Source organism: Pseudomonas glycinae (genome assembly GCF_001594225.2).
In the GTDB taxonomy this organism is placed as follows: Bacteria; Pseudomonadota; Gammaproteobacteria; order Pseudomonadales; family Pseudomonadaceae; genus Aquipseudomonas; species Aquipseudomonas glycinae.
Map to the genome: position 1 here is coordinate 3,269,774 of NZ_CP014205.2, position 26,594 is coordinate 3,296,367.

Sequence of the window (26,594 nt, forward strand, 5' to 3'; positions counted from 1 at the left end):
TGCTTTTTTGTTGCCCGCAATTTATCCACCGTATTTCTGTTTCAGGCCTGACCCATGACCCCTCGCGAGCAAGAAATCGAACGCCGCACCGAGCTCTCGGTGACCCGCGTGACCAAGGCGGTTTTCCCGCCGACCACCAACCACCACAACACCCTGTTCGGCGGCACTGCGCTGGCCTGGATGGACGAAGTGTCGTTCATCACCGCCACACGGTTTTGCCGTTTGCCGCTGGTGACCGTGTCCACCGATCGCATCGACTTCAATCACGCGATTCCGGCAGGCTCCATCGTCGAACTGGTCGGGCGAGTGATCAAGGTCGGCAACACCAGCCTCAAGGTCGAGGTGGAAGTGTTCGTGGAAAGCATGAGCTGCGACGGGCGCGAGAAGGCCATTCATGGGCAGTTCAGCTTTGTAGCGATTGATGATGACAAGCGTCCGGTACCGGTGCTGCCGGGTTTCGCGGCCTGATCCAGCACCGAGTCGCGGCATTCGCGGGCTTGCCCGCTCCCACAGATTTTGTGTTGTCCGCTGATGTTGTGTTCGACATGGACACTGTGGGAGCGGGCTTGCCCGCGATTTGATCTGTCAGGCGCTGACGCTCTCAGGCTGAATCAGCGCCAGCAACGTCCATCCCGAGCCCGGTTTCAGCGTGGTCTCCGGCGTCACCACGTGCACCCAACCACTGTCATCGCGCATGAACAGCAGCGTCGCGCGGTTGCCATGCAGCGCCCGGTAATCGTCCCAGCCAAACCCGTCCGTCAGAGTCGTGCTGTACAGCTCGGCGCCCTGGCTCAGTTGGCTGGCCAGTCTGGCGTAAGTCAGCGCCTCGCTCCCCAGTTGATTGCCGCGATGTTCGAGGCTGGCGCGGTGCTTGTCGCTGCGCCGGCTTTCCTGACCACTGGCCAGGCCGAGCAGGCGTTGATGGCCGAAGTCATGACGAAAGCGCATGGCTGCCAGCGTATTGAGTTCGCCGGACGGTGACAGCGCCAGCAGATGCCCCAGCCCGACCAGGTCCAGATGCGCATCGGCGTGCTGCGAGGCCGGATTGCCAAAGTAGGTCGGCAAGCCTTCCATGCGCGCCGCGCGGATGTTTTCCCAGCTTGAATCCGTCAGCAGCACCCGGCTGCCCAGCTGTTGCAGCGACTTGCCGAGCAGGCGCGCAGGCCCGTTCGCACCGACGATCAGGAACCCGCTCGGCGCTGGTTCCGCAACCTTCAACAGACGCGCCAGAGGCCGGGCAGTCGCACTTTGCAGCACGACGGTGCCGATGATCACGGCGAAGGTCAGCGGCACCAGTAACAGCGCGCCTTCATGGCCCGCTTCATCCAGGCGAATCGCAAAGATCGCCGAGACCGCCGCCGCGACGATCCCGCGTGGGGCAATCCAGCACAACAGTGCACGCTCACGCCAACTCAGACTCGAACCGGCGGTACTCAGCACCACGTTCAGCGGCCGGGCGATCAACTGGATTACCAGCAATAGAACCAGCACCAGCGGTCCGAGGCCGATCAACGCCTTCAGATCCAGTCGCGCCGCCAGCAAAATGAACAACCCGGAAATCAGCAGCACGCTGAGGTTTTCCTTGAAGTGCAGGATGTGCCGCACATCCACGTTTTTCATGTTCGCCAGCCACATGCCCATCAGCGTCACCGCCAGCAGACCGGATTCGTGCATGACCTGGTTGGCGGCAATGAATATCCCCAGCACCGCGGCGAGCGATGCCAGGTTGTGTAGATACTCCGGCAACCATTGGCGCCGAATGATCGTACCGAGCAGCCAGCCGCCGGCAACGCCGAATGCACTGCCGCAGGCAATCACCCCGCCGAATGTCAGCAGGCTCTGTTCCAGGCCATTTCCTTCGGACCGAGCAATGATGAAGCTGTAGACCACCACCGCCAGCAGTGCGCCGATCGGGTCGATCACAATCCCTTCCCAGCGCAGGATGTTGGCGATCGAAGCCTTTGGCCGCACCACGCGCAGCATTGGCACGATCACGGTCGGGCCAGTCACCAGGGTCAGGCTGCCGAACAGGATGGCGAGCAGCCAGTCGAAGCCCAGCAGCCAGTGGGTCGCGACCGCAATCACTATCCAGGTCGAGAGCGCTCCGATGGTGACCAGCCGATGCACGACGCTGCCGATCTCGCGCCATTCCGACAAATGCAGGGTCAGGCTGCCTTCAAAAAGAATCAGCGCCACTGCCAGCGACACCAATGGCATCAGTAGCGGGCCGAACATTTCCTGCGGGTCGAGCCAGCCCAGCACGGGGCCCGCCAGAATACCGGTCAGCAGCAGAAACAGAATCGCCGGCAGCTTCAGGCGCCAGGCGAGCCATTGGCAGCCCAGCGCGGCGGCACCGATACCACCGAAAGCCAACAGAATTTGCTGCTCGTTCATTGAAGCTCCCTGTTCCTTGAAATAGCGGGCTATGAAAGACTAGCGGCCATTTCAACCGTTCACTCTTTATTTGCGCGCAGTTCCAAGCCTGCGTGTCTTGAGCGCCCATGCCTGCCATCGACCACCCACTGATCGACCAGTTTCTCGACGCCCTCTGGCTGGAAAAAGGTCTCTCCGACAACACTCGCGACGCTTATCGCAGTGACCTCGCGCTGTTCAACGGCTGGTTGCAGGACAAAGGTCTCGAACTGATCAATGCCGGTCGTGAACTGATCCTTGACCACCTGGCCTGGCGTCTGGAACAGAACTACAAACCCCGCTCCACCGCGCGATTTCTCTCCGGTGTACGTGGCTTTTATCGCTACCTGCTGCGGGAAAAACTGATTTCGGTCGATCCGACCTTACGCGTGGATATGCCGCAGCTCGGTCGGCCATTGCCCAAATCCCTGTCGGAAGCCGACGTCGAAGCGCTGCTGAAGGCGCCAGACCTGAGCGAAGCCATCGGCCAGCGTGACCGCGCCATGCTCGAAGTCTTGTATGCCTGCGGTCTTCGTGTCACCGAGCTGATCAGCCTGACGCTGGAACAGGTCAACCTGCGTCAGGGTGTGTTGCGGGTGATGGGCAAGGGCAGCAAGGAGCGGCTGGTGCCTATGGGCGAGGAGGCGATTGTCTGGGTCGAGCGCTACCTGCGCGACGGTCGCGGCGAGCTGCTGGGCGGGCGTCCCAGCGATGTGTTGTTTCCCAGTCAGCGCGGCGAGCAGATGACTCGGCAGACCTTCTGGCACCGCATCAAGCATCAGGCCAAGGTCGCCGGCATCAGTAAATCGCTGTCGCCGCACACCTTGCGTCACGCGTTTGCCACCCACTTGCTCAACCATGGCGCCGACTTGCGGGTGGTGCAGATGCTGTTGGGCCACAGCGACCTGTCGACCACGCAGATCTACACCCACGTCGCCCGGGCGCGTTTGCAGGATCTGCATGCCAAACATCACCCCCGTGGCTGAGCCCGTTTTGTCTTGCGACAGGCGCATTCGGCCACGCCAGCCTTATGTGGTAGGCTTTGCCGGTTTGCACGATGGGCGGTTATGACCCGGTGTTCCGGCACGGGCGTTCTGATCGTTCCATTTGTCCGCCTTCAGGAGTTCTCATGCGTCTGACCCAGATTTTCGCCGCCGCAGCCATTGCGTTGGTCAGCACCTTTGCCGCCGCCGATGAAGCGGCCGACAAAGCGATTCGCCAAAGCCTGGAAAATCTCCAGCTCGACGTGCCGGTCGATACCATCACCGCCAGCCCGCTGCCCGGTCTTTACGAAGTCAAGCTCAAGGGCAGCCGGGTGCTCTACGCCAGCGCCGACGGCCAGTACATCGTTCAGGGCTATATGTTCCAGCTCAAGGACGGCAAGCCGGTCAACCTGACCGAGAAGACCGAGCGCCTGGGCATTTCCAAACTGATCAATGCGATCCCGGTGGCCGAGACCGTGGTTTACCCGGCCGTGGGTGAAACCAAGTCGCACATCACCGTTTTCACCGATACCACGTGCCCGTACTGCCACAAGCTGCACGCTGAAGTGCCCGAGCTGAACAAGCGCGGCATCGAAGTGCGCTACGTGGCGTTCCCGCGTCAGGGCCTCGGCTCGCCGGGTGACGAGCAACTGCAAGCCGTGTGGTGCTCGAAAGACAAGAAAGCGGCCATGGACAAAATGGTCGACGGCAAGGAAATCAAGGCCGCCAAGTGCGAGAACCCGGTTTCCAAACAGTTCGCCCTCGGTCAGTCGATCGGCGTGAACGGTACACCGGCCATCGTTTTGGCTGACGGACAAGTCATTCCGGGCTACCAGCCTGCGCCACAAGTCGCCAAACTGGCGCTGGGCGCGAAGTAATTCGCATCGTCACGCTCAGGTGTTGACGAGCGTGGTCCGGCGGCAGGATTGCCGGGCCATCAACAGAGAGCCGCGAACCTGCGGTTGTTTTCACGGCCGGCCTCGCGTCGGCCGTTTTATGGGGAGTTCACAGTGAAACCGGTCAAAGTAGGCATCTGTGGGTTAGGGACCGTCGGTGGCGGAACCTTCAACGTACTTCAGCGCAACGCCGAGGAAATTGCTCGTCGTGCCGGGCGTGGAATCGAAGTGGCACAAATTGCCATGCGCACGCCAAAGCCTCAGTTCCAGACGACCGGTATTGCGATTACCAACGATGTCTTCGAAGTGGCCACGAACCCTGAGATCGACATCGTCATAGAGCTGATGGGCGGCTATACCGTTGCCCGCGAGCTGGTACTCAAGGCCATCGAGAATGGCAAGCATGTGGTCACCGCGAACAAGGCTCTGATTGCCGTTCACGGTAATGAAATTTTCGCCAAGGCACGCGAGAAAGGCGTGATCGTGGCGTTCGAAGCGGCGGTAGCCGGTGGCATTCCAGTGATCAAGGCGATCCGTGAAGGCCTGTCCGCCAACCGTATCAACTGGGTCGCCGGGATCATCAACGGCACCGGTAACTTCATCCTCACCGAAATGCGCGAGAAGGGTCGCACCTTCGAAGACGTGCTGGCCGAGGCGCAAGCGCTGGGCTACGCCGAAGCCGACCCGACCTTCGACGTCGAGGGCATCGACGCCGCGCACAAGCTGACGATCCTGGCCTCGATCGCATTCGGTGTTCCGCTGCAGTTCGACAAGGCTTACACCGAAGGCATCACCAAGCTGACCACCGCCGACGTGAACTACGCCGAAGCGCTGGGCTACCGCATCAAGCACCTGGGCGTGGCACGCAGCACCGCCGCCGGTATCGAGCTGCGCGTACACCCGACGCTGATCCCGGCCGATCGCCTGATCGCCAACGTCAACGGCGTGATGAACGCGGTGATGGTCAACGGTGACGCTGCCGGTTCAACCCTGTTCTACGGCGCTGGCGCCGGCATGGAGCCGACCGCTTCGTCGGTGATCGCGGATCTGGTGGACGTGGTTCGCGCCATGACCTCCGACCCGGAAAACCGCGTGCCGCACCTGGCCTTCCAGCCGGACTCGCTGTCGGCTCATCCGATCCTGCCGATCGAAGCCTGCGAAAGCGCCTACTACCTGCGCATTCAGGCCAAGGACCATCCGGGCGTATTGGCTCAGGTGGCAAGCATCCTCTCGGAGCGCGGCATCAACATCGAGTCGATCATGCAGAAGGAAGTCGAGGAACACGACGGCCTGGTGCCGATGATCCTGCTGACCCACCGCGTGCTGGAGCAGCACATCAACGACGCGATCGCCGCCCTCGAAGCGCTGGCGGGCGTGGTCGGTCCGGTTGTGCGGATCCGTGTCGAGCACTTGAACTAAACAGAAACAGCTGCAAGCTTCGAGCTGCAAGCGACAAGAGAAAAGCAGTCCGGCTTTTACTTGAAGCTTGTAACTCGTAGCTTGAAGCTCAAACCGAAGGTTTGCCCCTATGCGTTACATCAGTACCCGCGGCCAGGCACCGGCCCTGAATTTCGAAGACGTCCTGCTGGCCGGTCTCGCCACCGACGGCGGTCTGTACGTCCCGGAAAACCTGCCACGTTTCACCCAGGAAGAAATCGCTTCCTGGGCCGGCCTGCCGTATCACGAGCTGGCTTTCCGCGTGATGCGCCCGTTCGTCACCGGCAGCATTCCGGACGCCGATTTCAAAAAGATTCTTGAAGAAACCTACGGTGTGTTTGCCCACAACGCCGTTGCGCCGCTGCGTCAGCTGAACGGCAACGAATGGGTGCTGGAGCTGTTCCACGGCCCGACCCTGGCGTTCAAGGACTTCGCCCTGCAACTGCTCGGTCGCCTGCTCGACTACGTGCTGGAAAAGCGCGGCGAGCGCGTGGTGATCGTCGGCGCCACTTCCGGTGACACCGGTTCGGCCGCCATCGAAGGCTGCAAGCATTGCGAAAACGTCGACATCTTTATCCTGCACCCGCACAACCGTGTGTCCGAAGTGCAACGTCGGCAGATGACCACCATCCTCGGTGAGAACATCCACAACATCGCCATCGAAGGCAACTTCGATGACTGCCAGGAAATGGTCAAGGCCAGCTTCGCCGACCAGAGCTTCCTCAAGGGCACTCGCCTGGTTGCAGTGAACTCGATCAACTGGGCGCGGATCATGGCCCAGATCGTCTACTACTTCCACGCGGCCCTGCAATTGGGTGGCCCGGCGCGTTCGGTGTCGTTCTCGGTGCCGACCGGTAACTTCGGCGACATCTTCGCCGGTTACCTGGCGCGCAACATGGGCCTGCCGATCAACCAGTTGATCGTCGCCACCAACCGCAATGACATCCTGCACCGCTTCATGAGCGGCAACCAGTACGTCAAGGAAACCCTGCACGCCACGCTGTCGCCGTCGATGGACATCATGGTCTCGTCGAACTTCGAACGCCTGCTGTTCGACCTGCACGGTCGCAACGGCGCGGCGATTGCCGGCTTGATGGATTCGTTCAAGCAGGGCGGCGGTTTCAGCGTCGAACAGGAACGCTGGACCGAGGCTCGCAAGTTGTTCGATTCGCTGGCCGTGGACGATGCGCAAACCTGCGAAACCATCGCCGAAGTCTACGAACAGACCGGTGAAGTACTGGATCCGCACACCGCGATTGGCGTGAAAGCCGCTCGCGAATGCCGTCGCAGCCTGGACATTCCGATGGTGATTCTGGGCACGGCGCATCCGGTCAAGTTCCCGGACGCGGTGGAGAAAGCCGGTGTAGGAAAAGCTCTCGAACTACCTGCACATCTTTCTGATTTGTTTGAGAGAGAAGAGCGCTGCACTGTGCTGCCGAATGAGCTCAAAGCCGTGCAGGCCTTTGTCAGTCAGCATGGCAACCGCGGCAAGCCTCTTTAAGCGCGCAAAGCTGTCACATTTTGAAGCCCGTCTCCTGACGGGCTTTCTTGTTTTTGCATGCCACACTGCGCGCGTTTCGCCTACGAAGGACGGGCGAGTCGATGATGAAGGATGTGGCAATGCGGTTTTTTTCAGGATTGAAACCAGGGCTGTGCTGGTTGGTTTTATTGGGGGGCTTCGGGCTGTCGCAGTGGAGCGAATCAGCCCATCTGGCGAAGCATGCCGATGCGGTGGAGGCTGTTAAGCCCATCGAACTGGATGAGCATGAGCGTCAGTGGATTCGAGATAACCCCCGGGTGACTGTGGCGTCGGTGCAATACCCGCTGTATCTGTTTCAGGATGAACATGGCCAATGGAGCGGTTTGAACAACGATGTGCTCAAACACATCAGCGCCATGACCGGACTGCAGTTCGTCCATCAGGAGTCGTTCTCCACCGATCACATGCTCGAACGGCTTCAAAGTGGTGTCGCGGACATCAGCACGACACTGGCGATGAACGAAGAGCGCCGGGCATTTCTGGACTTCAGTCATGCGTTCGGTGGGGCGGGGTGGGTGTTTGTCGGGCATGCGGGCGAGCCTGCAATTCAGTCGCTTGAAACCCTGGCCAAGCGTGTTCTGGTGCTGCCGGCCAGGCATGCGCTGGAGGAAGGTATCCGGCGCGACTACCCGTCGATTGAAATCCGCTCCGTCAAGACCTATGCCGAAGCGCGCGCGCTGGTCGAGAGTGGAGAGGCCTACGCCACCATCGAAAACGAGATAGGTGCTCAGCTGTTTCCCTCCGGCCTGCTCAAGGTCGGTGGTCTGGTGGAGGGCAAGTGGGAGGCTGATCATCTGGCCGTGCGCAAGGGAATGCCAGAGCTTCTGAGCATCCTCAACAAGGCTTTGGGCGCTTTCTCGGTGGCTGAGCTGCGGTCCATGCGTCTTAAATGGCTGGCAGGCGTTTCCCCTTTGCCCGCCCCCTCGATCGGCGCACGAATGATCGAGTGGGGCTGCTGGGCAATGGGCGTTCTGGGCCTGTTTGGCCTGCTGTCGATAGTGTGGAACCGTCGACTGGCGGCCCAAGTGAAGCAGCGACGTGAGGCGGAAAAGGACCTGGGCGATCAACTGGCCTTTCAGCACGCATTGATCGATGCGATGCCCGACCCGGTGTTCGTTCGTGACCTGCAGGGCCGATTGCTCATGTGCAACCGAAGTTATGAGGATGCGCTTTCGGTCCGGCAGGAGCAGGTGCTGGGACGCATGCTGTTCGAGTTTGATGCACTGCCACAGGCTACCGCATTGATGCTGCACGACGAGTTCATGTTGCAAATGCATACGCGCAAGACGCGCTTCTGCAAGCGGCATTTATTGTTCAAGGGTGGCCTGCGGCAGATTTACCAATGGACGGTGCCCTTTTACAGTGCTGACGGAAAGCTGCGCGGTCTGCTGGGTGGCTGGACGGATATCACCCAGCGGCGGAAGGAAAACGGTTGTCGGTGTCCGCATTGAAGTTGGGAAAAGTCCTATAAAACCTGATTACTTTTCCGATGGGAGGCTTAGGACGACTGCCCTAGAGTGACAGGCCACTGCGGCGAGAATCCGCCCTTGTCGCTTCAGAGGTCGTCCCATGCGCTCGCTCAAAATACTGCTGCTTGAACCCGATCCGTTCCAGTTGATGGCGTTGCACCAGATGCTCAACGCCATCGGCATCTACGATGTATTGACCGCCCCTACGCTGGATTCGGCAAAGCGTTCACTTGAACGACGCGGCGCGGTCGATATCGCCATATGCAATCCCCAGCTCAAGGGCGGTGACGGACTGGCCCTGATTACCCATCTGGTCGTTCGACAAAGGGCACGAGCATTGATTTTGCTGGGGACGGTAGCCCCCAGCCTGCTGGCCGATCTGGAGAGCCTCGTGGAGGACGACGGGGTGAGGCTTCTGGGCAAGCTGCCTACGCCGGTTTCGGCGGTGCTGATGCGCAAGTTGCTGGACACCTACCTGTCGCCACCCCGACATCCGCTCAGTGCATGAGGCGGACGGTTATTTTTCTGTCATCTTCAGCCTGCATGCTTCGTCAGGCCGGGTGACGCTCCGGGAGAGGCCGGTGACCGGCAGAACTTTCCTCTCGGGCCGGTGGTCATTTACAGTGAACACGCCCCAGACACTGTGTTTTCGGACTATTGAGTGGAGATCGAGATGGAAAGTATCAGTCTATTGCTCGGTGAGGCTCTGAGCCCGTATCAGGTGACGTTGACCCCTCGGGGGCGCCACGGCGAATGCCTGGTGACCTTGAAGAATGGCAGCGGCGCGATCGTGGTGGAGCGAGAATTCAATCAGGCGCAACTGAGCGACAAGCGCCAGCTGACGGATGTGGTTGACGGCCTGCACCGTGACATCCTGATTGCCGAAGGCCGGCTGGAACCCTGTGTGATCGCCGCGTTGCGAAACGCAGCCCTCGACAAGCACCCGGCCCTCTGAAACTGATTATTCATTTGTGGGAACCTTCCTGCATCCAGATCAGTCAGACCCCGTAACAGCAGGAGCAAGCATTGTGCTCCGGTGTTTGTCGCTTGCTGCTACGGGTCTTTGATACAGACCACGTTTAACCCCGAGTCGTCTCCCCACTTCTCGGGGTTTCTTTTTGCCCGGATTTCACTGCGCGGCTTGTTGCTGAAAGAAAATCCGCGCCTGTTCCAGATAGTCCTGACGCCTCTCGGGGTCAAGCCAGTCGGCGTAGAGCCGGTCAAGATGCTCGTGGGGCAGGGTGCGCAACAGTTGATTGATCTCGGTAATCGCCTGTCGACCCGCCGTCGTGTCGGTACAGCCGACATGGCCGGACAGGTACTTGTCTGTGCCGCGAATTGCAAAGAACAGCAATTCGTCCTCGGCTATCTCGGCCTGCCGCGCCTGATAACGGATTTCCGGCCAGTAACCCAGGACCACCTGTAAACGCCCCAGGCGCTGCATCGACAACAGGCTGCTGAGTGCGTCGTTACCGTAATGGGGTGTCAACGCGCCATTCGGCGCCTGGCGCAGCAGTGCATCGATGTACTCGCCATAGCTGCGCTCGGCTACCACGCCGACTTTTCGCTCGCCGTTGGCCAGAAATGCCGACAGGTCGACTTCATCGTCGACCAGAAACGGCTCCAGCACTTCGCGATCTTTCCGACGCACCACAAGCCCATTGCTGACAGCGCGAAACGCGGGGATGGAGAAGGCGATCCATTGCGCCCGTTCCTTGTTCCAGATCAGCGACGGATCGCAGGCGAAGGGATGTTCATGCAGCATTTGAGTGCCACGGGCGCGATTGACCCGCATCAAGGTGTGTTCGTATTGCGGCATGCCGGCAATCAGCATCGGCATCAATTGATCGATAACGCCCTGGCCCTTTTTCGGACCCTCGAAGATCGTCAGCGGCGGCAGGTCGCGCAGCAGCCAGATCAGCGTTGGCTTGGCCTGCGCCCACGCCGGCAGCACCAGCAGGAATAGCAGGCCGAACAACCGCCAGGTCCACCAATGGTGGGCGCGGTTCGAGGCCGAGGGCATCAGGCGATTCAGCTCAGATGGCTCCGTCTTCGCGAAGCCGGGCGATCTGCTTCTCGTCGTAGCCAAGATCGTGGAGTACCTGCGCATTGTGTTCACCGAGCTGCGGTCCGACCCATTCGGACGAGCCGGGTGTCTCAGAGAGTTTCGGCACGATGCCTGGCATCTTGAAGGGTTTGCCGTCCGGTAGTTTGGCCTGCAGGAACATTTCCCGGGCCAGGTACTGCGGATCGTTGAACATGTCTTCGGCGCTGAAGATCCGGCTGGCGGGCACTTCCGCCTCGTTCAGCAGGTCCAGCACGGTTTGCAGCGGCAGCGAATTGACCCAGCGGTCGATCACGCCGTATAGCTCGTCGCGGCGAGTGTCGCGCCCGTCATTGCTGGCCAGCGCCGCGTCATTGGCCAGATCTTCACGGCCGATGATCAGCATGAAGCGCTTGAAGATTGCATCACCGTTGGCGCCGATCTGCACGTGTTTGCCGTCGGCGCTGGTGTGGATCGAGGAGGGTGTGATGCCCGGCATGATGTTGCCGGTACGCTCGCGAATGAATCCGAACACATCGAACTCCGGGACCATGCTTTCCATCATGGCGAAGATGGCTTCGTACAACGCCACATCGACCACCTGACCGAGACCGCCGTTGACCTCGCGATGACGCAAGGCCATCAACGCGCCGATCACGCCCCACAAAGCCGCAATCGAATCGCCGATGGAAATCCCGGTGCGTACCGGCGGGCGGTCTTCGAAACCGGTGATGTAGCGCAGGCCGCCCATGGATTCGCCGACCGCACCGAAACCTGGCTGATCTTTCATCGGCCCGGTCTGGCCGAAACCGGACAGGCGCACCATCACCAGTTTCGGGTTCAGCGCGTGCAGGGTTTCCCAGCTCAGGCCGAGTTTTTCCAGTACGCCGGGGCGGAAGTTCTCGATCAGAATGTCGGCTTCACCGAGCAGTTTTTTCAGAATCGCCAGGCCGTCAGGGTGTTTCAGGTTCAGCGTCAGGGACTTTTTGTTGCGCGCCTGGACGAACCACCACAGCGATGTGCCTTCGTACAATTTGCGCCATTTGCGCAATGGATCACCGCCATCCGGCGACTCGATCTTGATCACTTCGGCGCCGAACTCGCCGCAGATGCGCGAGGCAAACGGCCCGGCAATCAAAGTACCCAATTCAATGACTTTCAGACCGCTGAGCGGTTTGTTGGCGAACGGCATGCGAGATCCTGTAGGACAAGGCTGAGCAGATACAGCGTTTTAACATAGCCGGCTGTCAGTCGCGCAAGGTTGATCGCCATCAATTCGTGGATTGCCTACAGCATCGGTTAGACTTGCCGACTTTCCTCGTATCAAGAAGCCCGTTCATGGCCCAGCCGTCCACTACCTACAAATTCGAACTGAACCTCACCGACCTCGACCGTAGCGTCTACGAGAACGTGAAGCAGACTATCGCCCGCCATCCTTCGGAAACCGAAGAACGCATGACCGTGCGGCTGTTGGCCTACGCGCTCTGGTACAACGAGCAACTGTCGTTCGGTCGTGGTCTGTCGGACGTGGATGAACCTGCGCTGTGGGAAAAGAGCCTGGACGACCGTGTCCTGCACTGGATCGAAGTCGGCCAACCGGACGCCGATCGCTTGACCTGGTGCTCCCGTCGCACCGAGCGCACCAGTCTGCTGGCCTACGGCAGCCTGCGCGTCTGGGAAGGCAAAGTGATTCCGGCAATCAAGAACCTGAAGAACGTCAACATTGCCGCAGTCCCGCAGGAAGTGCTGGAAACCCTGGCCAAGGACATGCCCCGCGTCATCAAGTGGGACGTAATGATCAGCGAAGGCACGATCTTCGTCACCGATGACCGTGGCCAACACGAAGTCCAGCTCACCTGGCTGCAGGGTGAGCGCGGTTAAGTCCGCGCTACTCCGGAAAAATCCCACGTATTCAAGAGAAGCTCCTGTCACCCCATGCGTATCGATCCTCGCCCGTTGCCCGCCACTCTGCCGTTTCTCGGTGAACTGCCACCCCTGCTGACCCGCCTGTATGCGGCGCGGGGCGTGCAGTCCGAGGCGGAGCTGGACAAGAGCCTGGCGCGGCTGATTCCGTTCCAGCAGCTCAAAGGGATCGATGCGGCGGTTGACCTGCTGGTGACAGCGCTGGAGCAGCGGCAGCGGATCCTGATCGTCGGCGACTTCGACGCCGACGGCGCGACGGCCAGCACCGTGGGCGTGCTCGGTTTGCGCCTGCTGGGCGCGGCGCACGTCGATTATCTGGTGCCAAACCGCTTCGAATACGGGTACGGCCTGACCCCGGAAATCGTCGAAGTCGCGATGACCCGCGAGCCGCAGTTGCTGATCACCGTCGACAACGGTATTTCCAGCGTTGAAGGTGTCGCGGCCGCGAAGCGCCATGGCCTGAAGGTCTTGATTACTGACCACCACTTGCCCGGCGATGAACTGCCGCAGGCCGATGCACTGGTCAATCCGAACCAGCCCGGCTGCGAGTTCCCGAGCAAGGCGCTGGCCGGGGTCGGGGTGATTTTCTACGTGTTGATGGCTTTGCGTGCACGTCTGCGCAGCCTTGGCTGGTACGAGAACAAGCCGCAGCCAAACATCGGCGAACTGCTGGATCTGGTGGCGCTGGGCAGCGTTGCCGACGTGGTGCCGTTGGATGCCAACAACCGGATTCTGGTGCACCAGGGTCTGGAGCGAATTCGCGCCGGACGTGCGCGGCCGGGGATCAAGGCGATCCTGGAAGTGGCCAAGCGTGAGGCTTCGCGCATTACGTCTACCGACCTCGGATTTATCGTCGGCCCGCGCCTGAACGCGGCGGGACGTCTGGATGACATGAGCCTGGGCATCGAATGCCTGCTGACCCACGACCCTGCGCTGGCCCGGGAAATGGCCGCACAACTGGACGGCATGAATCAGGACCGCAAATCCATCGAGCAAGGCATGCAGCGTGAAGCGCTGGCCCAGCTCAAGGACTTGCCGGTCGAGTCGATGCCGTTCGGTTTGTGCCTGTTCGATCCGGAATGGCACCAGGGCGTCATCGGTATCCTGGCTTCGCGGATGAAGGAGCGGTATTTCCGCCCGACCATCGCCTTCGCCGATGCCGGCGACGGCCTGCTCAAGGGCTCGGGCCGTTCGGTGCAGGGTTTCCATATTCGTGATGCGCTGAGCGTGGTCGCGGCACAACATCCGGATCTGATCAGCAAGTACGGTGGCCATGCGATGGCGGCCGGTCTGACCTTGCCGCAGGAGAATTTTTCGTTGTTTGCCGAGGCCTTCGACGCCGAGGTGCGTAGGCAACTTCGCGAAGAGGACCTGACCGGGCGCCTGCTGTCGGACGGCACGCTGGCGGTCGAGGAGTTTCATCTGGAGCTGGCTCGTGCCCTGCGCCACGCCGGGCCATGGGGCCAGCATTTTCCAGAACCGCTGTTTCACGGGGTGTTCCAGTTGGTCGAGCAGCGGGTTGTGGGTGAGCGGCACCTGAAAGTGGTGCTGAAAACCGAATGCGGTTCGGTGAAGCTTGATGGCATCGCGTTCGGGATTGATCGCGATATCTGGCCGAACCCGACGATCAAATGGGTCGAACTGGCTTACAAGCTCGACCTCAACGAGTTTCGCGGCAATGAGACCGTGCAGTTGATGATTGCTCATATCGAGCCGCGCTAAAGATCATTGCGCCCTTTACTGAAGGGCGCAGGCATCTTCAATTGTGCTGTTTCATTTCGGAACCCTCCCTCATCCCCGGATGTCGACTAGGCTCTAAGCACTGCTTGATTGGCCTTGTGACGTCTTGTCGAATTTTTTGCCCGCGGGGGCGGGTGCTGCACCTTTTTCCTGTCACTCGTCGACTTTTCAAACAGAACCCTGGAGCCTGCCCACTGATTTGAGAGGTGCCCCATGAGTCTGCTGCTTGAACCCTTTACCCTTCGCCAACTGACCCTGTCCAACCGCATCGCCGTGTCGCCCATGTGCCAGTATTCCAGCGTCGATGGCCTGGCCAATGACTGGCATCTGGTGCACCTCGGCAGTCGTGCCGTGGGGGGCGCTGGCCTGGTGTTTACCGAAGCCACGGCAATCACGGCCGACGGGCGGATCACCGCCGAAGACCTGGGCCTGTGGAACGACGAACAGATCCTACCCCTGCAACGCATCACCCGTTTCATCAACGCACAGGGCGCAGTGGCCGGCATTCAATTGGCCCACGCCGGGCGCAAGGCCAGCACCCATCGGCCGTGGATCGGCAAACATGGCAGCGTCAAACCGGAGGACGGTGGCTGGATCCCGGTGGGGCCTTCGCCGATTGCCTTTGACCCGCAACACACCCAACCGAAACAGCTGGATGAAGGGCAGATCGCCCAGGTCATTCAGGATTTCGTGGCCGCAGCCAAACGTGCGCTGACCGCCGGTTTCAGTGTGGTCGAGGTGCATGCGGCGCACGGTTATCTGCTGCACCAGTTTCTATCACCGCTGAGTAATCAGCGCCGCGACCAGTATGGCGGTTCGTTCGAAAACCGTATTCGCCTGGTGCTGCAAGTGACCGAGGCGGTACGCGCGGTGTGGCCGGAAGAACTGCCGGTGTTCGTGCGCCTTTCGGCTACCGATTGGGTGGAAGACGGCTGGAATCCCGATGAAACCGTGGAGCTGGCGCGACGCCTGAAAGCCTTGGGGGCTGATCTGATCGATGTGTCATCGGGCGGCACGGCAGTCAACGCGGAAATCCCCGTGGGGCCGGGATATCAGACGCGCTTCGCCGAACGAGTGCGCAAGGAGTCAGGTATCGCCACCGGCACCGTGGGAATGATTACCGAGCCGGCCCAGGCCGAGCACATTCTGCGGACCTGTCAGGCCGACATCATCTTCCTCGCCCGTGAGCTGCTGCGTGATCCGTACTGGCCGCTGCACGCCGACGATGACCTGGGGGGACGCAAAGCGGTGTGGCCGGCGCAGTATCAGCGTGCGACCCATCGGGATCAGCCGATTCACGAGTCTGATCTGCGGGATTGATTCCGACCCGCCGCAAAGCCTATAAAACCCGCCATTGAACTGGCGGGTTTTTTTCTTGCCTGCCGTACGGAATTGCAAAGGAATGGAACGCGATGTTGATCGAACGTGAGCTGACTGAGTCTGACTTGCCGCTGCTGGCGCTGATCGACCGCAGCGAGTTGGTCGAAGAATGCTATCGCGTGGAAAACGGTGAGTTGATTCTGTATCCGGCGCGTTTCGACATGCGCGGCTGGCCCGAAGGGGAGGCGGAGGAAAATGCGCGGGTATTGGAAAAATGCTGGCGCAGCGGTGGGTGGCTACACGGGATTTTCGATGGCGAGACGCTGGTGGCGGCAGTGGTTGTGGATAACCGGGTTATTCACAATCAGGGTTTGAAGATGCGGCAGTTGAAGTTTCTGCACATCAGCCGCGGCTGGCGTGGACAGGGGCTGGGCGGGCGGTTGTTTGCCTTGGCCTGCGCCCATGGTCGGAGGATCGGCGCCGAGGCGCTGTACGTCTCGGCGACCGAGTCGCGCAATACCGTGGAGTTCTATCAGCGCCAGGGTTGCCGGTTGCTGGCGCAACCGGATCCCGAGCTGTTTGCACTCGAACCTCACGATATCCACTTTTACTGTCGCCTGGAGTGACGCCATCGCGAGCAAGCTCGCTCCCACAGGTTTTCGGTTGTACACAAACTCTGTGATCAATCGATATCCATGTGGGAGCTGGCTTGCCAGCGATGAGGCCCGATCCGACGTCAGAGAATCATCAAGGGTATTTGCGCTTGTCCGGCGCCGGTGGGAAGTACTGGTACAACCAGGTCTCGCTCAGCGTGCGGTCGTTGGTGCGGATGAACAGACGCAGTTCAACCGGCTCCACGCTGTCATTGGTCGGGTACCAGTCGAACAGGATCCGGTAGCCCTTGATGTCATCCAGCACCAGCACGCTGAAGTCCTGCACCTTGCCGTTGGAGCAAGTGACCACCGGTTCGATCCCGGTGCCCTGTGGCAGGCGATCAAGCCCACCACCGGTGAAGTCCACGGCAAAACGACGGGCCCAGACCGGCGGATAATGCTCGCCTGGAGCCCAGCCTTCGACGAAGCCCCCCATGCCGGAACGGGTCGCATGTACCCGCGCCAGTGGTGTGCCGACCGGTGGCAGGGCACTCCAGTAGAGCTTGTAGCCGTAGTTCAGCGAATCGCCGGCGGCTACCGGTTTCTTTGGCGTCCAGAACGCAACGATGTTATCGAGTGTCTCGCCGGTTGTAGGAATTTCCAGCAGATCGATAGAGCCTTCGCCCCACGCGGTTGTAGGTTCTACCCACAGGCTCGGGCGCTTGCTGTACCAGTCGACGGTGTCCTGATAGTTGGCGAATTCGTGGTCGGTCTGCACCAGACCGAAACCTTTCGGATCGGTGTCGGCGAAGGCGTTGAATTGCAGGGTTGCCGGGTTGTTCAGCGGGCGGCAGATCCACTCGCCGTTGCCGCGCCACATGGCCAGACGATCCGAGTCATGGATTTGCGGGTGGATGGTGTCGCACATCCGGCGCTCGTGGGTGCCGCAACTGAACATGCTGGTCATCGGCGCGATGCCCAGTTGTTCGATGGCGGTGCGGGCGTTGATGTGAGCATCGACTTCCATCACCACGCGCTCAGCCTGGCAATCGATGTCGAAGCGATAGGCGCCGGTCGCGCTCGGCGAGTCGAGCAGGGCGTAGACCACAAAGCGGGTCGCGTTCTGATCCGGCGTCTCGAACCAGAACTTGGTGAAGTCAGGGAATTCTTCGCGTTTCCTGGCGTAGGTGTCCACGGCCAGGCCACGGGCGGAGAGGCCATATTGGCCAGTGGCATCCACCGCGCGGAAGTAGCTGGCGCCGAGGAACGACACCACGTCATGCCGATCCAGTTCCGGCGCCTTGAACAGCTTGAAACCGGCAAACCCCAGATCGCCCTTGAGCTGCTGGGTGTCGACCGAGGTGTTCTCATAGTTGAACAGCTGAGGGCGGAAATGCACCTCGCGGGCCGTGCGGGTCTTTGGATCGACGCTGTACATGCGCACCGGCTGACGGAAACCCATGCCGACGTGGAAGAACTGCACATCGAGCTGACCCTTGTTCTCCTTCCACAGCGAATGCTCGCCGTCGTAGCGGATCGCATTGAAGTTCTGCGGGGTCATGGTCGCCAGGGTCGGCGGCAGCACCTGTTTGGTGTCCTGATAGGCGTTGCCGGCCAGTTGTTTGGCCTGACGCTTCAGCGTTTCGAAGTCGAAAGCCTGTGCTTCACCGTCGGCGGCACCGCCAGAGGCGGCCCAGGCGCGTGCGGCGAGCAGGCCGGAGGCGGAAAGGCCGGTGTAAGCCGCAATGGCCATGGACGCTTTGAGCAAATTCCTGCGGTGCATAAATACAACCTGTCGTGGACAATCCCGCGCCGTTCCTGGCACGTACTGGATCAGAAATTACGGTTCGGACAAGCCTTCGGCCAAACGCTACGGACTAGTAACAGATGCCCGCTAGCTTAATCGGTTCGCCGATTTTGCAAAATTCATTGATATCACGGCGACAGCGTCTCAATGAAACAAGACGTTACGGTTACTTATCCCACAGTCTTTTCTGATTTATAGGGCATATCTGCTTTTTTCGACTAATTACTCTAAAAACCACTTTTCAGCGCCGATTTAATTACTATTCTATGGGCATCGCCGGTCACGACTCATCCGACCGGCAGGGCTCAAATCGCTGCTTAAAGGAGCAGGGCGATGCGGTTTTCGAAAATTTCTGACGTACTGGAAAAGGACATCGTCCATGACAAAAGGACAAGGCATCACCGAAATGTTGGGCATCTTTCCCTGCCTCACCAACGTCCGGCGAAGACGCCGGCTCAGTCCCGATGAACTGAAACTGGTGGAGCGTTATCGGGAGTTGTCGGAAAGCGACCGGATTGCGATGCGGTATCTGGTGGATGCGATGAGGAGTGTTTCGCGGTTTTGAAGTGAAAAACCAAAGGGGCGGACTGTGAAGTCCGTCCCTTTTTCATTCTTGAGGTTTACCGTGGACGCTGTGCCTGCATCAACTCAGGCATGTCCCGCCATTTCACCCAGGCCTGTTGTTGCCAGTGCAGCAGCGGCACAGTGACGCCCGCCCAATGCATCGAGCTCAGGCTCGGGCAGTTTTCCGCTATTGCTGAGCTGGTTTCCCGCAGGATGGGAATCACCTCATTGCTCAGCCATTGGCGCAGATTGCGGTTTTCCGGGATGAAATGATGAACCAGCAGCGCATACATGCCGGATTCGCTGACCATCGGTGTCTCGACAACTTTGCCGTACTTGCGCAGCCGAACGGTGCGGCGTTGGTCGGGGTCGAGTTTGAGCGTGACGCGTGGGTTCAAGGGATGGCCCATCATGCGGCCCAGATCTTGAGCGCAGAACCAGGCTTGATGATCAAGCAGGAGGGCGTGGAGGAAGCGGTTGTGGCGGGTGAAGACCGTAGGGATAAAGTGCGTCTGGGTCTCTGGTGAATTTGGCGCGTGCATAGTCAATTTCTACTCCATGTTGAAATGAGAGCCGCCACTAATCCTTCGACAGATTTGGGTGGCGAACCGTGCGGCGTTCGAAGTCGGAACATTCTCGATCAACATGGAAGCCGAGAGGCCCGCGCCACACGGTCCGCCATAACGCGAATCCGAAAGGCAAAAAAGCCTCGGTTTCTATGGAGGACGCAGTTGCGCCATGTTGATGATGTACCGGCTTCGACCCCGGGCCGCTGATTGGGCAGCGACGGGATAAAGCCTATCGGTCAGGCGCTAGCGGCTCCAAGTCTACGCTGTGGACGCGTAGCGTAGGAAATGTGGCTTCTTCTTGAAGCCTGCATCTGTAGGAAATGCCTGTTTTTGTATGGCCGCCAGCCAGACTGCACCTGAAGCGTGATTTTTCCTTTATGAATCTCCGGCATCCCCCGTGGGGGGCGGCAGCTCAAAGGATTCTTCCGAAGGTGGGGAAGATCTACGTAGCGGCGCTAACCTGGAAGTGAATTCAATGACGACTGTATTTATTGCTGGCTCTATCAATATCAAGAACCTTGATCCGAAGGTTAAGGAGCGTATCAGTAATATCGTTGCGTCTGAATTCGAGGTGGTCGTTGGTGATGCAGGTGGTGCCGATACCTCCATTCAGGAATATCTGCTGAGTCTTGAGCGATCCAAAACTACAGTGTTCTGTAGTGGTCCAGCACCGCGGAACAACCTCGGACAGTGGCCCGCCAGAACAGTGGACTCCAAACACTCCAAAGGATCGAGGGCCTTCTTCACCGAGAAAGACGTGGTGATGGCCGAAGCCGCTGACTACGGCTTGATGATATGGGATGCGAAGAGCACCGGTACGCTCAGCAACGTCATAGAACTGTTGTCGAGAAAGAAGAAGTCCCTTGTCTTCGTCAACAAGGAGAAGGAATTCAAAGTGGTGGGTGACGTCAATCAGCTCGAAGAGTTGATTGCATTCATGTCTGACCACGCCAAGCAAAAAGCCAACGAAAAAATCAAACTGTTCGATCGTATTTCTTCGCTGAAATACGATCAGTCCGAGCTTTTCTTTTGATGTTTTGCGTCGGCTTTCTTGAACCCCGGCACTCTATCGGTGCCGGGGCCAAAATCTTTTACCGACCCACCTTCCAAGCATCCCCAGCCGGCGCCTTCCCATGGTCATACGGCTTGCCAATCCACATATAAACCAGCCCCAGCCCAATCACGATCGCGGTGCTCAGCACCATCGCGTAGTTGATGTACCACGCCGCATCCGGGGTGCGGGGCCAGGCCATGTTGATGATTGCGCCGACGCCGTACACCAGCGCGCCGATGTTCACCGGCCAGCCCCAGGCGCCGAGGGTGAACTTGCCGCTGGGTTTCCAGCCTTTGCTGCGGGCGTACAGGGCGGCGAGGACGATCATCTGGAACGCGAGGTAGATGCCGATGGCGGCGAAGCTGACGATGGTGGCCACGGCGTCTTGCAGGAATAAGCCGAGGGCGATGATCAGGCCGGGCAGGACGCCGGACACGAACAGGGCGGCAACCGGCACCTGGGTCGTAGGAGAAATCTTTTTCAGCAGTCGGCTGCCGATGACCATTTCATCGCGAGCGTAGGAATACAGCAGACGACTTGCCGCCGCTTGCAGGCTGATGACGCAGGAGATGAAGGAAATCATCACCACGCCCATCACCACTTTCGAACCCACCGGGCCGAAGGCATTGTTGAGGATGGTGGTGACCGGGTCTTTGTCGGTGCCGTTGATCACCGCTTGCATGTCCGGCACGGCGAGGATCAGCGCCAGGCAAGCGAACATTGCCGCGATGCCGCCGATGTAGATGGTCATGCGCATGGCCACCGGGATTTTTGCGCTCGGGTTCGGGGTTTCTTCGGCGACGTCGCCGCAGGCTTCGAAGCCGTAGTAGAGGAACATCCCCGCCAATGAAGCGGTGAGGAATGCCGGCAGGTAGGAGCCGTCGACGCTGATATCGAAGGTGTTGAACAGCACGCTGATCGGTTGGTGACGCTCGAAAATCAGCAGGTACACGCCGACGATCACCGCGCCCACCAGTTCGCAGAGGAAGCCGAACATGGCGATCCGCGCCAGCACTTTGGTGCCGCTGAGATTCACCAGGGTGGCGAACAGCGTCAGCACCAGGGCGATGACGATGTTGGTGTTGTTGCTCGGCTCAAAACCCAGCATGGCGGCGAGGTACGGGCCGGCACCGACCGCAACGGCGGCGATGGTCACGCACAGGGCGATGGAGTAGATCCAGCCGACCATCCATGCCCATTTCTTGCCCACCAAGCGACGCGCCCAAGGATAGACACCGCCGGAAATCGGGAACTGCGACACCACTTCGCCGAAGATCAGGCACACCAGCAACTGACCGCAGCCGACCAGCAAATAAGCCCAGAACATCGGTGGCCCGCCAGCGGCCAGACACAGGCCGAACAGGGTATAAACCCCTACAACCGGTGACAGATAAGTGAAGCCCAGTGCGAAGTTTTCCCACAGGCTCATGCTGCGGTTGAAGTTGGAGGTGTAGCCCAGTTGACGCAGTTGTTCGGCATCGCTGTCGGCAACGGCGGCTGAGAGTTCGGGTGATGCACTCATGTGTGTTTGCTCCGTGAAATCGGCAGATTTCGGATGGCCGAAACCGTGGCGGGGCTTGGTGAGCGCCGCCCGGATCGGTAGTTATTGTTTTGAATGCCTGGTGGTGCGTAATGCCGGTTTTCTTCCTGAAACCGGAGTGACGCCATCGCTGGCAAGCCAGCTCCCACTAGAGCTGCACTGAACCCTGTGGGAGCTGGCTTGCCAGCGATGCTTTTAGTGCTTGAACATCACATGCCGAACCGTGGTGTAGTCCTCCAGCCCGTACATGGACATGTCCTTGCCGTAGCCGGACAGTTTCTGACCGCCATGAGGCATTTCGCTGACAAGCATGAAGTGGGTATTCACCCAGGTGCAGCCGTACTGCAACCGCGCGGACAGGCGATGGGCGCGTCCTACATCCGCCGTCCACACCGAAGACGCCAGGCCGTAGTCCGAATCGTTGACCCATTCCAGCGCCTGGGCTTCATCGGTGAATTTGGTCACCGACACCACCGGCCCGAACACTTCGCGGCGGACGATCTCATCGTCCTGCTGGGCGTCGGCCAGCACCGTTGGTTCGAAGAAGAAACCGTTGCCTTCGACAGCCTTGCCGCCAGTGATCAAGCGAATGTGCGGTTGCGCCACGGCGCGTTCGACAAACCCGGCCACGCGGTCGCGATGTTGGGCGGTGATCAGCGGCCCGAGTTCGGTCGACGGATCATCCTGTAAGCCGTACTTGATGCTGCTGACCGCCGCGCCGAGCTTCTCGACGAACTTGTCGTAGATGCCTTGCTGGGCGTAGATCCGGCACGCCGCGGTGCAGTCCTGGCCAGCGTTGTAGAAACCGAAGGTGCGAATGCCTTCGACCGCCGCATCAATGTCGGCGTCGTCGAAGATGATCACCGGCGCCTTGCCGCCCAATTCCATGTGCATGCGTTTGACGCTGTCGGCGGTGCTGGAAATGATGTTCGAACCGGTGGCGATGGAGCCGGTCAGCGACACCATGCGCACTTTCGGATGAGTTACCAACGGGCTGCCCACGCTCGGTCCACGCCCGAACACCAGATTGAGTACACCCGCCGGGAAAATGTCCGACGCCAGTTCGGCCAGACGCAACGCGGTCAGCGGGGTTTGTTCCGACGGCTTGAGTACCACGGTATTACCGGCGGCGAGGGCCGGGGCGATTTTCCAGGCGACCATCATCAGCGGGTAGTTCCACGGCGCGATGGAGGCGATCACGCCCACCGGGTCACGGCGGATCATCGAGGTGTGGCCGGGCAGGTATTCGCCACCGGCCGAACCACTCATGCAACGGCTGGCACCGGCGAAGAAACGGAACACGTCGGCAATTGCCGGGATCTCGTCGTTCAGCGCGGCACTGTAGGGTTTTCCGCAGTTGTCCGATTCCAGTTTCGCCAGTTCTTCGCCGTGGGCTTCGATGGCGTCGGCGAGTTTGAGCAGCAACAGCGAACGGTCTTTCGGCGTGGTCTGCGACCATTCGGCGAAGGCACTGTCGGCGGCGCGCACGGCGGCATCGACCTGGGCCTCGGTGGCCTCGTTGATTTCCAACAGCACGTCACCGCGCGCCGGGTTGAGCACCGGTTGCGCCGGGCCTTCGCCGTTGACCAGTTGGCCGTTGATCAAGAGTTTGGTTTGCATGTTGTTGTCCTCACTAGCACTTTTATTTTTCTGGCCGAATCGAGAATCCTGTGGGAGCGGGCTTGCCCGCGATGAGGCCATCCCGTTCAAAATTGATGGCGGCTGACACACCGTCATCGCTGGCAAGCCAGCTCCCACAGGGAGTTGTGGTGTTTGTTAGATATTCATTTGCCGCCGCTGCCGGCCACGCTCTCGCCACCCCGGGTCAGGTAGTAGGCGCCGAGGATCGGCAGCATGGTCACCAGCATCACGAGCATCGCCACGACGTTGGTCACCGGCACGTCCCGAGGGCGGCTCAACTGGTTGAGCAACCACAGCGGCAAGGTGCGTTCATGGCCGGCGGTGAAGGTGGTGACGATGATTTCATCGAACGACAGCGCAAACGCGAGCATGCCCCCGGCGAGCAGCGCCGAGCCGAGGTTCGGCAGGATGATGTAGCGAAAGGTCTGCCAGCCGTCGGCGCCGAGATCCATCGACGCCTCGATCAGACTGTGCGAGGTACGGCGCAGACGGGCGATGACGTTGTTGTAGACGATCACCACGCAGAAGGTCGCGTGGCCGACGATGATGGTGAACATTCCCGGCTCGATCCCCAACGTCTTGAAAGTCGCCAGCAACGCGATCCCGGTGATGATCCCCGGCAGTGCGATAGGCAGGATCAGCATCAGCGAAATGCCCTGCTTGCCGAAGAAATCCCGGCGATAAAGCGCAGCGGAAGCGAGGGTGCCGAGCACCATCGCGATCAGTGTGGCGATGGCCGCGATCTGCAACGACAGCTTGATCGCTTCCAGCACGTCAGGCCGCGAAAACGCCACACTGAACCAGTGCAGCGTGAAGCCTTTCGGTGGAAAGCTGAACGCCGCGTCTTCGGTGTTGAAGGCGTAGAGGAAGATGATCAGGATCGGGAAGTGCAGAAACACCAGCCCGCCCCAGGCTGCAATGCGCAAGCCTATTGAAGCCTTTTCAGAGTGCATCGAAGGCCCCCAGTCGTTTGACGATGGACAGGTAGATTGCGATCAGCACGATCGGCACCAGCGTGAACGCTGCGGCCATCGGCATGTTGCCGATTGCGCCCTGTTGCGCGTAGACCATGCTGCCGACGAAGTAGCCCGGCGGGCCCACCAGTTGCGGCACGATGAAGTCGCCCAAGGTCAGCGAAAACGTGAAGATCGAACCGGCAGCAATCCCCGGCACCGACAGCGGCAGAATCACCTGCATGAAAGTCTGGCGCGGCTTGGCCCCGAGATCGGCGGAGGCTTGCAGCAACGACGGCGGCAGGCGCTCCAGCGAGGCCTGGATCGGCAGGATCATGAACGGCAGCCAGATGTAGACGAACACCATGAACCGCCCCAGGTGCGAGGTCGACAAGGTGCTGCCGCCGACACCGGGAATCCCCAGAATGAACTGCAGAACCGGCTCCAGCCCCAGGTGCTGAACGAACCACTGCGCCACGCCGCCCTTGGCCAGCAGCAGCGTCCAGGCGTAGGCCTTGACGATGTAACTGGCCCACATCGGCATCATCACCGCGATGTAGAAAAATGCCTTGGTCTTGCCGCTGGTGTAGCGCGCCATGTAGTAGGCAATCGGGAATGCGACGATGGCGCTGGCGATCGACACCACGACGGCCATGCTCAGGGTGCGCAGGATGATGTCGAAGTTCGACGGCTGGAAAAGCGCCGCGAAGTTGGCCAGGGTCAGGTCGGGCGTGACCGCCATGGTGAAGTCGTCGAAGGTGTAGAAACCTTGCCACAACAGCACCAGCAGCGAGCCCAGATAGATCGCGCCGAACCACAACAGCGGCGGCACCAGCAGCATCGACAGATACAGATTCGGCTTGCGATAGAGCAGGTTGGAAAACCTGCGCAACGGCGCCGATTGAGGAATAGCGAGGGCGGTCATGTCACACCCCGCTCGCAACGGTGTCGTGCAACGGAATCATCGCTTCCCGCGCCCAGCGAGCGCTGATGCGCTGACCGGTCTGGTGCTGCGCGCTGCTGTCGATCCACTGATTGTTGGCCTGGCTGATGCTCAGGGTCTGGCCGTTTTCCAGGGTCAGTTCATAGCGCGTGGCGCTGCCCTGATATTGAATGTCGTGGAGCAGACCACTGACTTCGATCTCGTGGCTGGCCAGCGGACCTTCGGCGAAACGCACGTGTTCCGGGCGGATCGAAAACGGCTGCGGATGACCGCTGAGCTGGCGCGCCAGATCGCCGCGAATCACGTTCGAGGTGCCGACGAATTCGGCGACGAAAGTCGTGGTGGGTTTCATGTACAGATTGCGCGGCGTATCGACCTGCTCGATGCGACCCTTGTTGAACACGGCCACGCGGTCGGACATCGACAACGCTTCGGTCTGATCGTGGGTGACGAAGATGAAGGTGATGCCGAGCTGACGTTGGAGCTTCTTCAGTTCGCTCTGCATCTGTTCCCGCAGCTTCAGGTCGAGGGCGCCCAGCGGTTCGTCGAGCAACAGCACTCGCGGGCGATTGACCAGCGCGCGGGCGAGGGCAACACGCTGGCGCTGACCGCCGGACAACTGCACCGGTTTACGCGTGCCGTAGCCGCCGAGGGCGACCATGTCCAAGGCTTCTTCGGCGCGTTTGTGGCGCTCGGTTTTGCTCACGCCTTTGACTTTCAAACCGTAGGCGACGTTGTCCAGCACGTTCATGTGCGGGAACAGCGCGTAGTCCTGAAACACCGTGTTGACGTCGCGTTGATAAGGCGGCAGACCGGCGGCTTCGGCGCCGTGAATGCGGATCGAGCCAGCGCTCGGTTGCTCAAACCCGGCGATCAGGCGCAGGCACGTGGTCTTGCCCGAACCGGAAGGGCCGAGCATGGAAAAGAACTCGCCGTCCTGGATGTCGATGGAAACCCGGTCAACGGCCTTCACTTCGCCGAACTGCCGGGAAACATTGGTGAACTGGACTGCAAGCGTCATGATGCGGTGCTCCGAAAAGGCGAAGGCCGTCGCAGCGGCCCTGCCTGGACTTCTGAAAAACAGTATTCGAATTGATCGTTCCCACGCTCTGCGTGGGAATGCAGCCCGTGACGCTCTGCGTCAGCTCTTGCGAATGGACGCGGAG

General features: G+C 60.2%; 24 protein-coding genes. 14 read left to right on the forward strand and 10 right to left on the reverse strand.

The annotated features are described in order from the left end of the window. The first annotated feature begins 54 nt into the window (after positions 1-54). Positions 55-468, forward strand: coding sequence for an acyl-CoA thioesterase (locus tag AWU82_RS14780; RefSeq protein WP_011332614.1), 414 nt, complete (start codon positions 55-57; stop codon positions 466-468). Between the two features lie 117 nt (positions 469-585). Here the strand turns inward: AWU82_RS14780 and AWU82_RS14785 are convergent, their stop codons facing one another. Next, positions 586-2,394 (reverse strand): cation:proton antiporter, encoded by a 1,809-nt coding sequence (locus AWU82_RS14785; protein ID WP_064382414.1) that lies wholly within the window; start codon positions 2,392-2,394, stop codon positions 586-588. 107 nt (positions 2,395-2,501) lie between these two features. Here AWU82_RS14785 and xerD point away from each other — a divergent pair, with 107 nt between their 5' ends. From xerD to AWU82_RS14820, 7 genes are all read left to right on the forward strand, one after another. Then, on the forward strand, positions 2,502-3,398 hold the full coding sequence (xerD, locus tag AWU82_RS14790) for a site-specific tyrosine recombinase XerD (RefSeq protein WP_011332616.1): 897 nt from the start codon (positions 2,502-2,504) through the stop codon (positions 3,396-3,398). Positions 3,399-3,541: 143 nt separating this feature from the next. Beyond that, entirely contained in the window at positions 3,542-4,273 is a 732-nt protein-coding gene (gene dsbC, locus AWU82_RS14795) for a bifunctional protein-disulfide isomerase/oxidoreductase DsbC (RefSeq protein WP_064382413.1), read from the forward strand. 132 nt (positions 4,274-4,405) lie between these two features. Next, a complete protein-coding gene (locus AWU82_RS14800; RefSeq protein WP_011332618.1) occupies positions 4,406-5,710 on the forward strand; it encodes a homoserine dehydrogenase in 1,305 nt (434 codons plus the stop codon). 109 nt (positions 5,711-5,819) lie between these two features. Next, positions 5,820-7,229 (forward strand): threonine synthase, encoded by a 1,410-nt coding sequence (gene thrC, locus AWU82_RS14805; RefSeq protein ID WP_064382412.1) that lies wholly within the window; start codon positions 5,820-5,822, stop codon positions 7,227-7,229. 119 nt (positions 7,230-7,348) lie between these two features. Further along, a complete protein-coding gene (locus tag AWU82_RS14810; protein WP_064382411.1) occupies positions 7,349-8,719 on the forward strand; it encodes a transporter substrate-binding domain-containing protein in 1,371 nt (456 codons plus the stop codon). A gap of 118 nt (positions 8,720-8,837) precedes the next feature. Further along, a complete protein-coding gene (locus tag AWU82_RS14815) occupies positions 8,838-9,245 on the forward strand; it encodes a response regulator (protein ID WP_064382410.1) in 408 nt (135 codons plus the stop codon). 165 nt (positions 9,246-9,410) lie between these two features. Beyond that, positions 9,411-9,692: a DUF3509 domain-containing protein gene (locus AWU82_RS14820; RefSeq protein WP_064382409.1), complete on the forward strand. Its 282-nt coding sequence runs from the start codon at positions 9,411-9,413 to the stop codon at positions 9,690-9,692. A gap of 174 nt (positions 9,693-9,866) precedes the next feature. Here the strand turns inward: AWU82_RS14820 and AWU82_RS14825 are convergent, their stop codons facing one another. Together AWU82_RS14825 and AWU82_RS14830 are read right to left on the reverse strand one after the other, a co-directional pair. Then, positions 9,867-10,760 carry a TIGR02285 family protein gene (locus tag AWU82_RS14825; protein WP_170928953.1) on the reverse strand — a complete coding sequence of 298 codons (894 nt, stop codon included), beginning with the start codon at positions 10,758-10,760 and terminating at the stop codon, positions 9,867-9,869. 13 nt (positions 10,761-10,773) lie between these two features. Further along, a complete protein-coding gene (locus AWU82_RS14830) occupies positions 10,774-11,973 on the reverse strand; it encodes a CaiB/BaiF CoA transferase family protein (RefSeq protein ID WP_064382408.1) in 1,200 nt (399 codons plus the stop codon). Positions 11,974-12,119: 146 nt separating this feature from the next. Between AWU82_RS14830 and AWU82_RS14835 the strand changes: the two genes are divergently transcribed. The 4 genes from AWU82_RS14835 (at position 12,120) to AWU82_RS14850 (ending at position 16,390) form a co-directional block, all read left to right on the forward strand. Further along, positions 12,120-12,662 (forward strand): YaeQ family protein, encoded by a 543-nt coding sequence (locus tag AWU82_RS14835; protein ID WP_011332624.1) that lies wholly within the window; start codon positions 12,120-12,122, stop codon positions 12,660-12,662. Positions 12,663-12,716: 54 nt separating this feature from the next. Continuing rightward, complete coding sequence (gene recJ, locus AWU82_RS14840; RefSeq protein ID WP_064382407.1) at positions 12,717-14,426, forward strand: single-stranded-DNA-specific exonuclease RecJ; 1,710 nt, start codon at positions 12,717-12,719, stop codon at positions 14,424-14,426. 231 nt (positions 14,427-14,657) lie between these two features. Next, on the forward strand, positions 14,658-15,764 hold the full coding sequence (locus AWU82_RS14845) for an NADH:flavin oxidoreductase/NADH oxidase (RefSeq protein ID WP_011332626.1): 1,107 nt from the start codon (positions 14,658-14,660) through the stop codon (positions 15,762-15,764). A 92-nt stretch (positions 15,765-15,856) separates the two neighbouring features. Beyond that, positions 15,857-16,390: a GNAT family N-acetyltransferase gene (locus AWU82_RS14850; RefSeq protein WP_064382406.1), complete on the forward strand. Its 534-nt coding sequence runs from the start codon at positions 15,857-15,859 to the stop codon at positions 16,388-16,390. A gap of 121 nt (positions 16,391-16,511) precedes the next feature. Here AWU82_RS14850 and AWU82_RS14855 read toward each other — a convergent pair whose 3' ends face one another. After that, the gene (locus tag AWU82_RS14855; RefSeq protein WP_064382405.1) at positions 16,512-18,140 is read right to left on the reverse strand and encodes a glucan biosynthesis protein D; all 1,629 of its coding nucleotides are present in this window, start codon (positions 18,138-18,140) and stop codon (positions 16,512-16,514) included. A 403-nt stretch (positions 18,141-18,543) separates the two neighbouring features. Here AWU82_RS14855 and AWU82_RS14860 point away from each other — a divergent pair, with 403 nt between their 5' ends. Further along, entirely contained in the window at positions 18,544-18,729 is a 186-nt protein-coding gene (locus AWU82_RS14860) for a hypothetical protein (RefSeq protein WP_007954656.1), read from the forward strand. A 55-nt stretch (positions 18,730-18,784) separates the two neighbouring features. Here AWU82_RS14860 and AWU82_RS14865 read toward each other — a convergent pair whose 3' ends face one another. Next, a complete protein-coding gene (locus tag AWU82_RS14865; protein WP_064382404.1) occupies positions 18,785-19,270 on the reverse strand; it encodes a BRO-N domain-containing protein in 486 nt (161 codons plus the stop codon). A 502-nt stretch (positions 19,271-19,772) separates the two neighbouring features. Here AWU82_RS14865 and AWU82_RS14870 point away from each other — a divergent pair. Next, positions 19,773-20,330 carry a hypothetical protein gene (locus AWU82_RS14870; protein ID WP_064382403.1) on the forward strand — a complete coding sequence of 186 codons (558 nt, stop codon included), beginning with the start codon at positions 19,773-19,775 and terminating at the stop codon, positions 20,328-20,330. Between the two features lie 58 nt (positions 20,331-20,388). Here AWU82_RS14870 and AWU82_RS14875 read toward each other — a convergent pair whose 3' ends face one another. The 5 genes from AWU82_RS14875 to AWU82_RS14895 all read right to left on the reverse strand — a co-directional run bounded on the left by AWU82_RS14875 (position 20,389) and on the right by AWU82_RS14895 (position 26,449). After that, the gene (locus AWU82_RS14875; RefSeq protein ID WP_064382402.1) at positions 20,389-21,873 is read right to left on the reverse strand and encodes an APC family permease; all 1,485 of its coding nucleotides are present in this window, start codon (positions 21,871-21,873) and stop codon (positions 20,389-20,391) included. A gap of 213 nt (positions 21,874-22,086) precedes the next feature. Further along, positions 22,087-23,511: a gamma-aminobutyraldehyde dehydrogenase gene (locus tag AWU82_RS14880; RefSeq protein WP_064382401.1), complete on the reverse strand. Its 1,425-nt coding sequence runs from the start codon at positions 23,509-23,511 to the stop codon at positions 22,087-22,089. 164 nt (positions 23,512-23,675) lie between these two features. Then, a complete protein-coding gene (locus AWU82_RS14885; protein ID WP_007954663.1) occupies positions 23,676-24,485 on the reverse strand; it encodes an ABC transporter permease in 810 nt (269 codons plus the stop codon). Further along, positions 24,475-25,410, reverse strand: coding sequence for an ABC transporter permease (locus AWU82_RS14890; protein WP_064382400.1), 936 nt, complete (start codon positions 25,408-25,410; stop codon positions 24,475-24,477). Before AWU82_RS14890 ends, AWU82_RS14885 begins: the two co-directional genes overlap by 11 nt. Before the next feature lies 1 nt (position 25,411). Then, on the reverse strand, positions 25,412-26,449 hold the full coding sequence (locus AWU82_RS14895) for an ABC transporter ATP-binding protein (RefSeq protein ID WP_064382399.1): 1,038 nt from the start codon (positions 26,447-26,449) through the stop codon (positions 25,412-25,414). Positions 26,450-26,594: the final 145 nt, after the last annotated feature.